Source organism: Streptomyces sp. XY431 (assembly GCF_001279805.1).
In the GTDB taxonomy this organism is placed as follows: Bacteria; Actinomycetota; Actinomycetes; order Streptomycetales; family Streptomycetaceae; genus Kitasatospora; species Kitasatospora purpeofusca.
The window spans coordinates 1-15,437 of the sequence record NZ_LGDO01000005.1; the positions used below are offsets into that span (position 1 = coordinate 1).

The 15,437-nt window shown below is 73.2% G+C and carries 10 protein-coding genes; 7 read left to right on the plus strand and 3 right to left on the minus strand.

The features are described from left to right. Window positions 1-152: 152 nt before the first annotated feature. Complete coding sequence (locus ADK60_RS01495; RefSeq protein ID WP_053642531.1) at window positions 153-1,184, plus strand: nitronate monooxygenase; 1,032 nt, start codon at window positions 153-155, stop codon at window positions 1,182-1,184. Window positions 1,185-1,302: 118 nt separating this feature from the next. Here the strand turns inward: ADK60_RS01495 and ADK60_RS01500 are convergent, their stop codons facing one another. Beyond that, window positions 1,303-2,781, minus strand: a complete 1,479-nt coding sequence (locus ADK60_RS01500) for an aminopeptidase P family protein (RefSeq protein ID WP_045942530.1) — start codon at window positions 2,779-2,781, stop codon at window positions 1,303-1,305. 231 nt (window positions 2,782-3,012) lie between these two features. Here ADK60_RS01500 and ADK60_RS01505 point away from each other — a divergent pair, with 231 nt between their 5' ends. The 6 genes from ADK60_RS01505 to ADK60_RS01530 all read left to right on the plus strand — a co-directional run bounded on the left by ADK60_RS01505 (window position 3,013) and on the right by ADK60_RS01530 (window position 10,565). Further along, entirely contained in the window at window positions 3,013-4,773 is a 1,761-nt protein-coding gene (locus tag ADK60_RS01505) for an ABC transporter substrate-binding protein (protein ID WP_053642533.1), read from the plus strand. 13 nt (window positions 4,774-4,786) lie between these two features. Further along, window positions 4,787-5,749 carry an ABC transporter permease gene (locus tag ADK60_RS01510; protein WP_045942532.1) on the plus strand — a complete coding sequence of 321 codons (963 nt, stop codon included), beginning with the start codon at window positions 4,787-4,789 and terminating at the stop codon, window positions 5,747-5,749. Further along, window positions 5,746-6,732, plus strand: a complete 987-nt coding sequence (locus ADK60_RS01515) for an ABC transporter permease (RefSeq protein ID WP_045942533.1) — start codon at window positions 5,746-5,748, stop codon at window positions 6,730-6,732. The genes ADK60_RS01510 and ADK60_RS01515 overlap by 4 nt, the downstream gene beginning before the upstream one ends. Next, window positions 6,732-7,733, plus strand: a complete 1,002-nt coding sequence (locus tag ADK60_RS01520) for an ABC transporter ATP-binding protein (RefSeq protein WP_045942534.1) — start codon at window positions 6,732-6,734, stop codon at window positions 7,731-7,733. The genes ADK60_RS01515 and ADK60_RS01520 overlap by 1 nt, the downstream gene beginning before the upstream one ends. Then, window positions 7,730-8,707 (plus strand): ABC transporter ATP-binding protein, encoded by a 978-nt coding sequence (locus ADK60_RS01525; RefSeq protein WP_079007962.1) that lies wholly within the window; start codon window positions 7,730-7,732, stop codon window positions 8,705-8,707. The genes ADK60_RS01520 and ADK60_RS01525 overlap by 4 nt, the downstream gene beginning before the upstream one ends. A 394-nt stretch (window positions 8,708-9,101) precedes the next feature. Continuing rightward, window positions 9,102-10,565 (plus strand): MFS transporter, encoded by a 1,464-nt coding sequence (locus ADK60_RS01530; protein WP_053642535.1) that lies wholly within the window; start codon window positions 9,102-9,104, stop codon window positions 10,563-10,565. 167 nt (window positions 10,566-10,732) lie between these two features. Here ADK60_RS01530 and ADK60_RS01535 read toward each other — a convergent pair whose 3' ends face one another. Together ADK60_RS01535 and ADK60_RS01540 are read right to left on the minus strand one after the other, a co-directional pair. Next, window positions 10,733-13,108, minus strand: coding sequence for an immune inhibitor A domain-containing protein (locus ADK60_RS01535; RefSeq protein WP_234326221.1), 2,376 nt, complete (start codon window positions 13,106-13,108; stop codon window positions 10,733-10,735). A gap of 232 nt (window positions 13,109-13,340) precedes the next feature. Beyond that, the gene (locus ADK60_RS01540; RefSeq protein ID WP_199839567.1) at window positions 13,341-15,422 is read right to left on the minus strand and encodes a S9 family peptidase; all 2,082 of its coding nucleotides are present in this window, start codon (window positions 15,420-15,422) and stop codon (window positions 13,341-13,343) included. Window positions 15,423-15,437: the final 15 nt, after the last annotated feature.

Sequence of the window (15,437 nt, forward strand, 5' to 3'; positions counted from 1 at the left end):
GGGGGGGGGGGGGGGGGGGGGGCCGGGGGGGGGACCCGGGGGGGGGGGGGGGGGGGGGGGGTGGGGGGCGGGGTGACGGCGCGGAGGCCGGGGGAACGGCGGGCGTAGGGTGGTCGGCGACCTCGTGTGCCGTGTGATCGGAGGATCCCCGGATGGCCGTCCGACTCGACGAACTCGCCGTGCCCGTGATCGGCGCACCGATGGCCGGCGGGGCGACCACGCCGGAGCTGGTGGCCGCGGTGAACGCGGCGGGCGGGCTGGGCTTCCTGGCGGCCGGTTACCGGAGTGCCGCCGCCATGGCCGAACAGATCGGGCTGACCCGGAAGGTGACGGACGGTCCGTTCGGCGTGAACCTCTTCGTGCCGGCCGTGCCCGGCGACCCGGCGGCGGTCGCCGCCTACCGGGAGCGGCTGCGGCCCGAGGCGGAGCGGCACGGGGTCGTGCTGCCGGAGGCGATCGGGCCGGACCGGGACGACTGGGACGCCAAGATCGCCGCGCTGCTCGCCGGCCCGGTCGCGGTGGTCTCGTACACCTTCGGCCTGCCCGCCGCCGAGGAGGCGCGGGCGCTGCGGGCGGCGGGGGTGCTCCAGGTGGGCACGGTGACCACGCCGGAGGAGGCCCGGCGGGCCGAGGCGGTCGGGATGGACGCGCTGTGCGTGCAGGGCCCGGAGGCGGGCGGGCACCGGGCCACCCACGGGGTCGCGGACCGGCCGGGGGAGGTCCCGCTGCTAGATCTGCTGGCCGGGGTGCGGGCGGTGACGGGGCTGCCGCTGGTCGCGGCGGGCGGGCTGGCGGACGGGGCGTCGGTGGCGGCCGCGCTGCGGGCCGGGGCGGTGGCGGTCCAGCTGGGGACGGCGCTGCTGCGGGCGGACGAGGCGGGTACCTCGGCGGCGCACCGGGCGGCGCTGACGGAGTTCGAGTCGACGGCGGTGACCCGGGCGTTCACCGGGCGCCCGGCGCGGGGTCTGCGCAACGCGTTCATCGACCGGTACGGGCCGTACGCGCCCGCCGCCTATCCGGAGGTGCACCATCTGACCCAGCCGCTGCGGGCGGCCGCGGCCGCCCGTGGTGACACCGGGGCGATGCACCTGTGGGCCGGGACGGGCCACCGGGCGGCACGGAGCGGCCCGGCGGCGGGGATCGTGGCCCGGTTGTGGGAGGAGGCCGGGGCCGCCGGGCGGTGAGCCCGGCGGCCCTGCGGCCGTTCCCGGGGGCCTGCCTCCTGGACCCGGAACACCGGGTCCAGGAGACAGGCCCCCTGACGGTGCCGGCCCGACCGCCGTGGGGCCGGCAACCGCGGGCTCAGCCGAGCAGTTCGGCCATCCAGGCCTCGATGGCCGGGACGCTGCGGGGCAGCGCGCCGGACATCAGCCGGGCGCCGTCGGCGGTGACGACCAGGTCGTCCTCGATCCGGACGCCGATGCCGCGCAGCTCGGCGGGAAGGGTCTCGTCGTCGGGCTGGAGGTAGAGGCCGGGCTCGACGGTGAGCACGTGGCCCTCCTCCAGGACGGCGTCCAGGTACGTCTCGGCGCGGGCCTTGGCGCAGTCGTGGACGTCGAGGCCGAGCATGTGGCCGGTGCCGCAGAGGGTGTAGCGGCGGTAGAGGCCGCTGTCCTCGGCGAGCGCCTCCTCGGCGGAGACGGGCAGGACGCCCCAGTCGGCGAGGCCCTCGGCGATGACCCGGGCGGCCGCGGCGTGGAAGTCGCGGAAGCGGGCGCCGGGGCGCAGGGTGTCGATGCCGGCCTGCTGGGCGGCGAGCACCAGCTCGTAGACCTGGCGCTGGACCGGCGTGAAGGTGCCGCTCAGCGGGAGGGTGCGGGTGATGTCGGCGGTGTAGAGGGTGTCGGTCTCGACGCCGGCGTCCAGCAGCAGCAGGGAGTTCGGGTCGAGCGCGCCGTCGTTGCGGATCCAGTGCAGGACGCCGGCGTGGGCGCCGCTGGCGGCGATGGTCTCGTAGCCGATGCCGTTGCCCTCGGCGCGGGCGCGGAGGTTGAACACACCCTCGATCCAGCGCTCGCCGCGGTGGTGGCGCAGGGCGGCGGGCAGGGCGCGGACGACGTCCTCGAAGCCGAGCACGGTGTGGTCGACGGAGAGCTGGAGCTGCTCCACCTCCCAGGTGTCCTTGACCAGTCGCAGTTCGGACAGCACGGCGGCGAAGAGGCCGTCGGCGTCGACGAGCGCGGCGGGGCCGGGGCGGCCGGTGGCGGCGTCGAGCTCGGGGTCGACGCCGGCCAGCACCCGGGTGGCGGGCTGCGGGCCGGTGAGCAGCTTGTCCAGCTCGTCGAGGTGCTCGACGCGCACGCCGGTGAGCCGGGCGGCCTCGTCGAGGTCGGGGCGGCGGCCGACCCAGAACTCGCCGTAGCGGCGGTCGCGGAAGAACTCGGCGCCGCGCACCGGGTCGGCGCCGCCGCGGGGGGAGCGGGGCCGCAGGTAGAGGACGGGCTCGTGGCCGTCGGGGCCGGTCGGCTCCAGGACGAGCACGTGGCCGACCTGGTCCTCGCCGGTGAGGCCGGTCAGCCAGGCGTAGGCGCTGTGCGGGCGGAAGCGGTAGTCGACGTCGTTGCTGCGGACCTTGAGCCGGCCGGCCGGGACGATCAGGCGCTCGCCGGGGAAGGCCGCGGACAGCCGGGTGCGCCGGCCGGGGGTGACGGCGTAGCCGGGGACGCGGTCCTCGGCCGGGAGCGGGGTGGGGGCCCAGGAGGTGCCCATGAAGGCGTTGAGCGCGGCGGACACCGGGAGGTCGTGGCTTCCGGTGTTGAGGCCGGTCTGACGGAGGGTCACCGGGTACTCCTAAATGCGTGGTGCGAAGTCGGGGGAGGAGGGGGCTGCACGGACACAGCTCGGTAACGGGTGGCGTCACCTCTTGTGCAGTGCAATTTCACATTACTATGTTACGGGTCACACCGCGGAGCGGCTAGACCCCCTGAGGTCGCCCTCCCGGCCGGGCCCCGGATCCACCCCCGGGGTTGGACGACGGGCCTTCTCGGCGGGCCCCCCACTGCGGAGTCAGATATGAACAGGCGTACCCAGACCGCCCTCGCGGCGGCCATCGCGGCGGCACTCACCCTCGGGCTCGGCGCCTGCGGAAGCAAGGACAAGAGCGACAGCGGCTCCGGCGACACCGCCGCTGCCAGCTCCACCAAGGGACCCGGTGCCGACACCGGCACGGCCGTGGGCGGCACCCCGGTCAAGGGCGGCACCCTGACCGTGCTGACCAACCAGGACTTCGCCCACCTCGACCCGGCCCGCAACTGGACCCTGCCGCAGATGGACTTCGGCACCCGGCTGATCTACCGCACCCTGGTCACCTTCAAGGCCGAGCCCGGTGACGCCGGCAACCAGATCGTCCCCGACCTGGCCACCGACACCGGCCGCCCGTCCGACGGCGGCAAGACCTGGTCCTTCACCCTGCGCGACGGGCTGAAGTACGAGGACGGCTCGCCGATCAAGTCGTCCGACATCAAGTACAACGTCGAGCGCTCGTTCTCCCCGGACCTCACCGGTGGCCCCGACTACGCGGCCCAGTACCTGGCCGGCGGCGAGAACTACAAGGGCCCGCTGACCGGCGAGCACCTGGCGAGCATCGAGACGCCGGACGACAAGACCATCGTCTTCCGCCTCAAGCGCCCGGTCGCCGAGTTCGCCTACACCGCGACCCTGCCCACCTTCGCGCCGGTGCCGCCGGCCCAGGAGAAGGGCACCCAGTACGACATGCGGCCGTTCTCCTCCGGCCCGTACAAGATCGAGAGCTACGACCGCGGCAAGCAGCTGGTGCTGGTCCGCAACAGCAACTGGGACGCGTCCACGGACCCGATCCGCAAGGCCTACCCGGACAAGATCGTCGTCACCCAGGGCCTCAAGGGCGGCCAGGTCGACGACCGCATCATCGCCAGCGACGGCGCCGACGCCTCCGCGATCGAGATGCCCTGGATGCGCCCCGAGTCGGTCGCGAAGGTGCTGCCCAAGGCCGACGTCAAGGCCCGCATGGTGGCCGAGCGCACCGGCTGCACCGACAGCCTCTACCTCAACACCTCCAAGGCGCCGTTCGACGACCCGAAGGTCCGCGAGGCCGTCATGTGGGCGGTCGACCGCGAGGCCCAGGTCACGGCCTTCGGCGGCCCCGCGATCGCCGACGTCGCCACCTCCTTCCTGCCGCCGTCGCTGACCGGCGGCGTCAAGGCCGACCCGCTGAAGATCCCGGCCGCCGGCGACGCGGCGAAGGCCAAGGACCTGCTCAAGGCGGCCGGCAAGACCGACCTCAAGGTCTCCCTCACCGTCTCGCTCGGTGACAAGACCCGCGGCGAGGCCATCCAGCAGTCGCTGTCCAAGGCCGGCATCACGGTCACCGTCAACACCGTCGACCCGTCGGCGTTCACCGACACCCTCGGCGACGCCAAGGCCGCGCCCGAGCTGACCATCAACGGCTGGTGCCCGGACTACCCGTCCGGTGCCACCTTCCTGCCCTTCCTGTTCGACGGCCGCACCATCAAGGACAAGGGCAACCAGGGCAACTACAGCCAGTTCCGCGACCAGGCCACCATGGACGAGATGGACCGCATCGCGGCCCTCCCGGACGTGAACGAGGCCAACGAGGCCTGGAAGAAGCTGGACGAGGCGCTCCTGCAGAAGGCCCCGGCCGTCCCGCTCATGTGGCAGCGCCGCGCGCTGCTGGTCGGCACCAACGTGGCCGGCGCCTTCGGTGCCCCGGGCTACGCCGGCATGATCGACATGGCCACCGTCGGTCTCAAGGACCCCGCCAAGAGCCAGGGCTGAGGAACCGTCCGTCATGAGCACCACTACGACTGAGCCCGCCGCCGCGCCCGTCGCGGCGGCGGGCCCCGCGAAAGCCTCCGGGCGCGGGCCCTGGCGGCTGGTCTGGGACCAGCTGTGGGCCAAGGGCTCCGCCCGCTTCGGCCTGATCATGGTCGTCCTCCTCGTCCTGATGGCCGTGCTGGCCGGCCCGCTGAGCGCGCTCGGCGGCTGGAACGCCGAGGAGTTCGACAAGCGCGCCGTCGACGCCTACCTGGGCGGCCTGCCCAAGGGCGACTTCGGCGGCGTCGGCGCCCGGCACTGGTTCGGCGTCGAGCCGGCCACCGGCCGCGACCTGTTCGCCCGGGTCCTGCACGGCGGCCAGGTGTCGCTGCTGATCGCGTTCGTCGCCACCGCCGTCGTCGTCGTCGCCGGCACCCTGGCCGGCATCGCCGCCGGCTACTTCGGCGGCCGCATCGACAGCATGCTGTCCCGGCTGATGGACCTCACGATGTCGTTCCCGTCGCTGATCTTCATGATCGCGATGATGTCGGTGGCCAGGGACGTCAACCGGATCCTGCTGATGACCGTGGTCATCGGCCTGTTCGGCTGGCCCGGCGTGGCCCGCGTCGTCCGCGGCCAGACCCTCTCGCTCAAGCACCGCGAGTACGTCGAGGCGGCCAAGGTCGGCGGCGCCCGGTCCTGGCGCATCCTCACCCGGGAGATCCTGCCCAACGTCTCCGGGCCGATCATCGCCTACACCACCCTGCTGATCCCCGGCATGATCGCCACCGAGGCCGCGCTCTCCTACCTCGGCGTGGGCGTCCGGCCGCCGACCCCCTCCTGGGGGCAGATGATCGCCGAATCGATCGTCTTCTACGAGACCGACCCGACGTACTTCCTCATCCCGACGGTCTTCCTGTTCGTCGCCGTCCTCGCCTTCACCCTGCTCGGTGACGCGCTGCGCGACATCCTCGACCCGAAGGGAGGACGGTCGTGATCCTCTACCTCGGGCGCCGGCTGCTCGGCGTCGCCGGCATCCTGCTGGCCATCTGCGCCATCACCTTCACCATCTTCTACCTGCTGCCCAACGACCCGGCCGCGGCCGCCTGCGGCAAGACCTGCAGCCCCGAGCGGCTGGCCGAGGTCAAGGCCGCGATGGGCCTGGACAAGCCCGTCTGGGAGCAGTTCTTCGTCTACCTCCTGGGCATCGTCGCCGGCCGCGACTACGGCAGCGGAGCCAGCGCCACCCACTGCGGCTTCCCCTGCCTCGGCTACTCCTACGAGTACTCGCTGCCGGTCTGGGACCTGCTGGTCGACCGCCTGCCGGTGTCGGTCTCGCTCGCCATCGGCTCGGCCGTGCTCTGGCTGCTGCTCGGCCTCAGCGCCGGCATCACCTCGGCGCTGCGCAAGAACACCGTCATCGACAAGGTCCTCACCGTCCTGTCGGTCGGCGCCGCCTCGCTGCCGGTCTACTTCACCTCGATCATGCTGATCTGGGGCGTGGTGCGGACCGCGGGCCTGCTGCCCTACCCCGCGTACCACAACCTCACCGACAACCCGCTGTCCTGGGCCTCCAACCTGCTGCTGCCCTGGACCGCCCTGGCGCTGCTCTACGCGGCCCAGTACGCCCGGCAGAGCCGGACCTCGATGATCGAGGCGATGGCCGAGCCGTACATCCGCACCGCCCGCGCCAAGGGCATGCCGGCGCTCACCGTCACCGTCAAGCACGGTCTGCGCTCCGGCATGACGCCGATCCTCACCATCTTCGGCATGGACCTCGGCGGCCTGCTGGCCGGTGCCGTCATCACCGAGTCGATCTTCGGTCTGCCCGGTATCGGACGCCTCTTCTACGACGGCCTGCTCCGCTCCGACCAGCCCGTCATCCTCGGCGTCACCCTGCTCGCGGCCTTCTTCATCGTCGTCGCGAACCTGCTGGTCGACGTGCTCTACGCGTACGTCGACCCGAGAGTGAGGTACTGATGACGTCGTTGTTGGAGGTCGAGGACCTCAAGGTCACCTTCGACACCCCGCGCGGCACCGTCCGGGCCGTCGACGGCATCAACTTCACCGTCGAGGCCGGGAAGACCCTCGGCCTGGTCGGCGAGTCCGGCAGCGGGAAGTCCGTCACCTCGCTCGCCGTCATGGGCCTGCACCGCGGCGCCCGGGTCGGCGGCTCGATCAGGCTCGACGGCCAGGAGCTCAACGGCCTGGGCGAGAAGCAGCTCGGTGCCGTCCGCGGCCGGAGGATCGCCATGATCTTCCAGGACCCGCTGTCCAGCCTGCACCCCTTCTACCCGGTCGGGGAGCAGATCGCCGAGCACTACCGGGTGCACTTCAAGGCCTCCCGCAAGGCCGGCCGCGAGCGCGCCGTCGAGATGCTCGCCGAGGTGGGCATCCCCGAGCCGGCCCGCCGGGTCGACGAGTACCCGCACCAGTTCTCCGGCGGCATGCGCCAGCGCGTGATGATCGCCATGGCGCTCGCCTGCGAGCCGGAGCTGCTGATCGCCGACGAGCCGACCACCGCGCTCGACGTCACCGTCCAGGCCCAGATCCTCGACCTGATCGCCAGGATCCAGGAGCAGCGCGGACTCGGCGTCGTGATGATCACCCACGACCTCGGCGTGGTCGCCCGGGTCGCCCACGAAGTGCTCGTCATGTACGGCGGCCGAGCCGCCGAACAGGCGCCCGTGGACCGGCTGTTCGCCGCCCCCGCGCACCCGTACACCCGCGGGCTGCTCGACTCGCTGCCCCGTCTGGACGACACCGACGACGCCCCGCTGCGGGCCATCCCCGGCAGCCCGCCGTCGCTGATCGCCCCCGCCCCCGGTTGTTCCTTCGCACCGCGCTGCGCCCGCACCATCGCCGCCGCCGCCGAGGAGCACGCCCGCTGCCTGTCCGAGCGGCCGGAGTTCGGCCCGCTCGCCCCCGGCCACCAGGCCGCCTGTCACCTGCCGCTGGTGCCGGAAGGAGTCCTGGGATGACCGAACCCCTGCTGACGGTCCGGGATCTGGTGAAGACCTTCCCCGGCCGCCGCTCACGCACCGGCAAGCCCGGCGCCCCGATCAGGGCGGTGGACGGCGTCAGCTTCGACGTCGGCGCCGGCGAGACGCTCGGCCTGGTCGGCGAGTCCGGCTGCGGCAAGTCGACCACCGGACGCATGGTCGTCCGGCTGATCGACCCGACCTCGGGCACCGTGAACTTCGACGGCACCGAGATCGGCGGCCTGACCCAGGCCCAGCTGCGCCCGCACCGCAAGCACCTGCAGATGGTGTTCCAGGACCCGTACTCCTCGCTCAACCCCCGGCAGACGGTGGCCCGGATCATCTCCGAGCCGCTGCTGGTCCAGGGCAGCAGCGCGGCGGACGCCCGCAAGCGGGCCTCCGAGCTGATGGAGCTGGTCGGCCTCATCCCCGAGCACCTGGACCGCTACCCGCACGAGTTCTCCGGCGGCCAGGCCCAGCGCATCGGCATCGCCCGCTCGCTGGCCACCTCGCCCCGGCTGGTGGTCGCCGACGAGCCGGTGTCCGCGCTGGACGTCTCCATCCAGGCCCAGGTGGTCAACCTGATGGAGCGGCTCCAGGACGAACTGGGGCTGGCGTACATCTTCATCGCGCACGACCTCTCCGTGGTCAAGCGCGTCTGCGACCGGGTCGCGGTGATGTACCTGGGCCGGATCGTCGAGATCGGCGACAAGCACCAGGTGTACAGCAACCCGGCGCACCCCTACACCAAGGCCCTGCTGTCCGCGGTGCCGCTGCCGGACCCGGCCGCGGAGCGGGCACGGGAGCGGATCGTGCTGCTCGGCGACCCGCCGAGCCCGGCCGCCCCGCCGCCCGGGTGCAGCTTCCACCCGCGCTGCCCGAAGGCCCAGGAGATCTGCCGGACCGAGCGTCCGCTGCTGCAGATCGCCGGGCCGGGCGGGCGCGAGGCGGCCTGCCACTTCCCGGAGAACTGATCCGGGACGCGGTCTCGCGGTCGGGGGCGTCTGCCGATGGGCGCGCCTCCGACCGCGGCTGAACCGCCGTACCGTCCGGCCACCCCCACGGCGGACGGTACGGCACCGAACGCGCGAGGAGCGATCCTCCTCGCGTGCCGAGCCCCCGGTCGGGAGCGGCGGGGAGCCTGTGATGAGGGCCGCGCCCGACCGGGTCCCGTCCGGTGGACTTCCACCGGACGGGCGGGGCTCGCCGGGTCCGACCGGGTCGTCGGACCCGGCGAGCCCTTTCGCCGTTCCCGGAACCCGCTCCTCCGCCCGTCCTCGGGGCCCGCCGTCCGCGGGCCCTTTCGCCGTTCCGGCGGTCCGTGCGAGCGCTTGACTTGAAGTTCACTTGAACTCATAGCGTGTCCACGTGACCGAAACTCCGCGCGTCCAGACCGCCTCCACCCCCTCCGACCAGGGAGATCGCGCTCCCGCAGCAGCGCCGGGGGCGCCCTCCGGCGGCTGGGGGGACCTCTTCTCCAAGCAGTACGCCGCCCAGGCCTCGATCATGGCCGGCGGTGTCGCGCTCTACGCGATGAACCTCTACTTCACCGCCGCCCTGCTGCCCTCGATCGTCGAGGACATCGGCGGCGCCCGCTTCTACGCCTGGGTGGCGACCGGCTTCCTGATCGCCGCGGTGACCGCCGCGATGCTGGTCAGCCGGCTGCTCGCCCGGCTCGGGCCCTCGCGCTCCTACCTGACCGGGTTCCTGGTGTTCGCCGCGGGCGCCGGGCTGACCGCGGCCAGCCCGTCGATGGAGACGCTGATCGTCGGACGGATCGTCCAGGGCCTGGGCGGCGGGCTGATGGCCGGCCTCGGCTACGCGGTGATCCGCACCGCGCTGCCGGAACGGCTGTGGACCAGGGCGGCCGGCCTGGTGTCGGCGATGTGGGGCGTGGGCACGCTGGTCGGCCCCTCGCTCGGCGGGCTCTTCGCCGAACTGAACGCCTGGCGCGGCTCCTACGTCCTGCTCATGGTGGCCGCCCTGGTGCTGGCCGTGCTGGCCCGCCGCTCGCTGCCCGGCCCGACCGGGTCCGGGCGCACCGCCGAACCGCTGCCGCTGCCCTCGCTGCTGCTGCTGACGCTCGCGGCGGGCGCGTTCAGCATCAGCTCCACCGTGCCGCGCGGCTGGGCGACGGCGCTGTGCATCGTGCTGGGCCTGGTGCTGCTGGCGGGCTTCCTGCTGGTGGAGCGCCGGGGGTCGGCGACCGTGCTGCCGAAGCTGACCTACCGTCGCGGCAACCACCTGAAGTGGATCTACCTGACCGTGGCGGTGTACTGCACCGGTGTGATGACCGAGACCTTCATCCCGCTGTTCGGCCAGGAGCTGGGCGGGCTGAGCCCGCTGGCGGCCGGCTTCCTCGGCGCGACGGTGTCGGTCGGCTGGACCTCGGCGCAGCTGTTCAGCGTCAACCTGCGCTCGGACCGGGCCCGTTCGCTGGCGATCCGGGTCGGCCCGGCGGTGCTCACGGCGGGCCTGCTGGCCTACGGCCTGCTGCAGACCTCGCAGGCCTCCGGTGGCCGGGTGCTGCTGTGGGCGGTGGTGCTGGTGATCGGCGGGACCGGCATCGGGGCGGCCTTCCCGCACCTGAGCGTCACGGCGATGCGCAGCACCGACGACGAGGTGGAGGGCGCCAAGGCGGCCGCCGGTCTCAACACCACCCAGCTGATCGCGTTCACGGTGAGCTCGGCGCTGGCCGGGACGCTGGTGAGCTTCGGCGGGGACTCCACGCTGGACGGCGCCCGCTACATGGTCTTCGGGCTCGGCGCCCTCACCGTGTTCGGCACCGCCACCGCCGCGCTGAGCCTGCGGCGGGCGCGCGCCGAGGCCTGAGTTGGGCGGGAAACGGACCGCCCCGGCCCTCCGTGTGGGAGGACCGGGGCGGTCTGCCTGTCCGTGGGACCTGTCTTCCACGGGGAGGCCCGGTGCTCAGGACACCGGGGTTCGGACTGCCGGGCCCGGCCGTGCGGGGTGTGCGCGGCCGGATCCGGGCAGCGGGGTCAGGACGCGGGGCCCACCCGGACGGTGGTGATCCGCCCGCCCTGGGACTCGCGGACGACCTCGATCTTGGTGTTGGTGTCCGGGACCTTCACCCCGAGCTGCGGGGTGGCCGGGTCGCTGTAGACACCGGTGCGGTCGTTGAAGGCCGGGACGGCCTTCTCCGAGCCGATCTTCACCGGGACGCCGGCCTTGTGCAGCGTGAACCCGGTGGTCGGCTTGAGCGAGAAGGTCGCGTCGAAGGTCTGCGCCCGGCCGTTGACCAGGGTGCCGTCGGCGAAGCGGATCGGCGCCGGGTGGGCGTCGATCGGCAGGATCAGGCCGCCGCCGGGGTGGTCCTTGGTGTTGTTGTCGCCGTAGCCGGTGTCCCAGAGCCAGACGAGCACGCCCTCCTGGTACGGGTAGTTGTCGACGATGTCCTTCTTGCCCTCGACCCCGGTGTAGCCGAAGTTGTACGGGCCGGTCTTCAGGAACTCGCCGTAGCCGGCGTAGCGCCGGTTCTCCACCAGGTAGGCGCGCGGGTGCTGCTTGACCGCGGTGCGACCGGTGATGACGGTGAAACCGGTGGCGGTCCAGCCGTTGGTGCCGTTCTCGGCGCCGTCGGTGAACAGCGTGGTGGTGCCGGCGGTGATCTTCACCGCGTCGACCAGGACGCCCTTGCCGTGGGTGTTGCCGTCGGAGGTGACGTGCAGCCGCAGCCGGACCTTCTGGCCGGCGTAGGCGTCCAGCGGGATGTGCAGCTGCCGGTACGCGCCGGAGGTGCCGCTCAGGCCCGGGACGTTGGCGCTGGTGTTGCCGATCGGGGTGCCGTCGACGGTGCCGGGCAGGGCGGTCCAGGTCTTGCCGCCGTCGGTGGAGGCCTCGGCGGTCAGGAAGTCGTAGTCCTGCTCGATGTCGTACCAGACCGCCGCGTCGAGGGCGGCCGGGCCGGTGGCCCCGCCGAGGTCGACGTCGCGGGCCAGCGCGTTGTCCAGGTTGTCGCCGGTGTCGCTCCACCACTGCTTGGCGCCCTCGCGCGGGTCGGCGAGGTCGGTGCTGGTGGTGCCGTCCGGCAGGTGGACCAGGACGGCCTGCGCCTGGTCGGTGTTGTAGCCGCTGACGCCGAGCGCGTGGCTGGACCGGGTGGCGGCCTGCGCCTCGTCGTAGTTGAGCCAGCCGAACTGCAGCTTGCTCCAGGCGTCGAGGTCGCCGGGGTAGGCGCCGGTGGTGTTCTTGCCCTTGCCCAGGTACGAGGCGGAGGACATCAGCGACCAGAAGTTGACGCTGTTGTCGCCGCCGCTGGTGCTGTACAGGTCGGGCAGGCCGAGGTTGTGGCCGAACTCGTGGGAGAACAGGCCGACGCCGCTGTTCTCGCCCGCCTGGACGTAGTCGTAGACGTACAGGCCGGTGTCGCCGACCGGCGCGCCGCCGATCTTGTTGCCGACCGGGCCGACCTGGCCGGTCGGGTCCGGGAAGGTCCAGCTGCGGTGCGCCCACAGCGCGTCGGCGCCCTGTGCGCCGCCGCCCCAGGTCTCGTCGGCGCCCGCGTGGACGACGATGACGTTGTCCAGGTAGCCGTCGGGCTGGCTGAACTCGCCGTCCTTGTCGTGGTCGTAGCGGTCGTAGACGTCGTACTGGGCCAGCTCGGCCTTGACGTCCGCGGCGGTGCGGCCCTTGGCGATCTCGCCGTCGTACCAGGCCTTGACGGCGTCCCGGATGAACTCCTGGCCCTGGGTCCAGGCGCCGGAGCCCTGCGGGCCCTTGTTGGAGCCGTAACGGGCCTCGTTCCACGGCACGGTGACCCAGTTGCTGACGGTGCCCTCGATGTCGTACCGGCCGGAGGACTGGGTGCGGTAGAAGTTGCGCATCGAGACCGCGCCGGGCGAGTCGTCGAAGAACATCTTCTGGTAGTACTGCCGGTCGAAGTCCTGGTTCCAGAGCGTGTGGTTGTCGCTCTTGCCGGGCTTCGGGATGGCGTTGTGCGCCGGGCCGGGGGTGCCCCCGTAGCGCGGCTGGCCGTTGTACAGCGTGGTGTTGTCCACCTGGTCGCCGAACTGGGCGAGGATCACGAAGACCTTGTCCTTGCGCTGCTGCGCGAGCTGGACGTAGTCATTGCCGACCCGCACCTTGGCGGGGGCCCGGCGGTCCGTGGTCTTGGCCACGGCGCCCTTGTTGAGCTGTTCCAGTGCCTTGGTGCGCAGCGACTGGCGCTCGCGCTCCTGGGGCGCGAGCGGCGCCGGCGGGGCCTCGAGGCCGCCGGCCTCGGCGCTGTCGCCGGACTCGGCGGAGATGGTGGATGCGGGCGTGGGGGGAGCGGCCTGGGCGGGGGTACCGAGCAGGGAGACCGCTATCGCGCTCGTGGTGAGCGCGGCCGAGAACGCCGCGGACAGTCTGCGCAACTGACCTGTCCTTTCCGGACGATGGGTGGTCGGGCGAGCGCAGGTAATATTTCACATGTCATGGGTCACACGGAAGAGATCTGACGGCGGGAGGTGTGAGCGGCCTCCGGCCGGGGAACGCGGCCGGGCCGCCCGCGTGCTGCGGCGGGCGGCCCGGAGGCGGGTACGGCAGCCGCCACCCGGGCGGCCCTGGAGCGGCGGGCTCCGCCCGGGTGGCGGGTACCACGGTGGATCAGAGCTTCAACGCGGTCCGCAGGAAGGCGAGTTCGGCCTGGGTCAGCTGCTCGTTGACGCCGCCCGGGGTCATGTGGGTGATTCCCGGCAGGGCCAGCAGGCTGTGCGGCCGGCCCGCCCCGGTGAGCGCCTGCGAGAGCAGCAGGGTGTGCGAGGGGTGCACATTGTCGTCCGCCAGACCGTGGATGAGCAGCAGCGGCCGGTCGAGCGAGGCCGCGTCGTCCACCAGGCAGTCGGCCGCGTAGCCGTCCGGGTTCTCCTGGGGCAGTCCCAGGTACCGCTCGGTGTACGCGGTGTCGTACAGCCGGAAGTCGGTGGGCGGGGCGCCGGCGCAGGCCGCGTGGAAGACGTCCGGGCGGCGCAGCACGGCCAGTGCCCCGAGGTAGCCGCCGTACGACCAGCCGCGCACGCCGACCCGGTCCAGGTCGAGGTCGGGGTGCGTCTCGCCGAGCGCCCGCAGCGCGTCGGCCTGGTCGTCCAGCGCCACCTGGGAGAAGCGGCGGAAGATGGTGCGCACGAAGGCGGGGGAGACGAACGGGGTGCCGCCGTTGTCGACGGTGACCACCGCGAAGCCCTGGTCGGCCCACCACTGCTTGAGCTGCCAGCGGCGCGGCTCGTTGGCCACGGCCTGGTAGCCGGGGCCGCCGTAGACGTCGAGCAGCACGGGCAGCTTCCGGCCCGGGACGTGCCCGCGCGGGTAGACCACGGCGCTCGGCAGGCCGCGCTCGGTGACCCGGGCGAGCAGCGGCTCGACCCGGTACGGCAGCGGGGCGGAGAGGTCGGTCAGGGTGACGGTGCCGTGCGGGGTGCGGGCCTCGCGGCGCACACCGTCCGGTCCGGCCGAGGTGAGCAGCAGGGTGTCGCCGGCGGCCTGGGCGCTGTGCACGCCGGGGCCCTCGGAGAGCCGCTCGGGCGCGCCGCCGTCCGGGTCGACCAGGTGGACGTGCTGGTCGAACGGGTCGCCCTCGCCGGTCTCGCAGAGCAGCCGGTCGCCGGCCCGGCCGACGACCCGGCGGATCTGCAGGCCGGTGGTGTCCAGCGGCTTGCCGTCCACGGCCAGGCCGCGGGCCTCGGGCGTGTCCAGGACGGTGAGCAGCCGGCCGTCGGCCAGCCGGTCCGGCGTGCCGGGCAGGTCGTCCACCCAGAACTCGTCGGTGGTGCGGGAGAGTTCGGTGGTGCTGCCGGTGGCCGGGTCGGCGCTCAGCAGCAGCACGTTCTGCTGCAGCCGGTCGGCGACGGTGAGCAGCAGCTCCTCCGCCCCGGCCCACTGGGCGGCGCACAGGTAGGGGAAGGCCTCGGTGTCCCAGTGGAGTTCGACCCGGGTGTCGTCCAGGCCGAGCACCCAGAGCCGGACGTCCGCGTTGGGGCCGCCGGCCTGCGGGTAGGCGAACTGCTCGGGAGCCTGCTCCGGGTGCGCCGGGTCGGCGAAGTGCCGCGGCGGGACGGCGGACTCGTCCACCCGGGCGGCGAGCACGGCGCCGCCGTCGGGGCGCCACCAGTGGCCGCGGTGGCGGCCCAGCTCCTCGGCGGCGGCGAACTCGGCGACGCCCCAGCGGGCGCCGTCGTCCGGGCTGAGGCGCCGGTCGGCCCCGCCGGCCGGGGCGGTGACGTACAGGGCGTCGTCGGCGACGTAGGCGATGCGCTCGCCGGTCACGTCCGGGCGGGGGTCGAAGACGGGGCCGGCGGCGGCGAGTTCGGTGGTGCGGCCGGTCTCGGTCTCGGTGCGGAAGAGCCGGCCGTCGAGGGCGAAGACGGCGACGGCGAGGTCGGGGGTGGCGCCGAAGGTGCCGATGCCGGCGGCGGTGAGCCGGGACCGCTCGCGCAGCCGGCGCTCGACGTCGGGCAGGTCGGCGGTGGAGCCGGTGCGGCCGGGGGCCAGCGCGGTCGGATCGGCGACCTCTCGCTCGGCACCGGTGGCGAGGTCGAGGAGGTGGAGCCGGTCGAACCGGTCCTCGGGACCGCTGGAGCGGAGCAGCAGCAGGCGGGTACCGTCCTCGTTGAGCGAGATCGCTCGCGGGGCACCGAAGCTGAAGCGGCCGGTCCGGGCGCTGAGGGAGAGGTAGGAGTCGGTGATGGTCACCGCCCGATGGTCGCC

Coding starts and splice junctions, on each gene's coding strand:
- ADK60_RS01520 (WP_045942534.1), top strand. CDS start 6,732: ATGACGTCGTTGTTGGAGGTCGAGGACCTCAAGGTCACCTTCGACACC.
- ADK60_RS01505 (WP_053642533.1), top strand. CDS start 3,013: ATGAACAGGCGTACCCAGACCGCCCTCGCGGCGGCCATCGCGGCGGCA.
- ADK60_RS01510 (WP_045942532.1), top strand. CDS start 4,787: ATGAGCACCACTACGACTGAGCCCGCCGCCGCGCCCGTCGCGGCGGCG.
- ADK60_RS01525 (WP_079007962.1), top strand. CDS start 7,730: ATGACCGAACCCCTGCTGACGGTCCGGGATCTGGTGAAGACCTTCCCC.
- ADK60_RS01495 (WP_053642531.1), top strand. CDS start 153: ATGGCCGTCCGACTCGACGAACTCGCCGTGCCCGTGATCGGCGCACCG.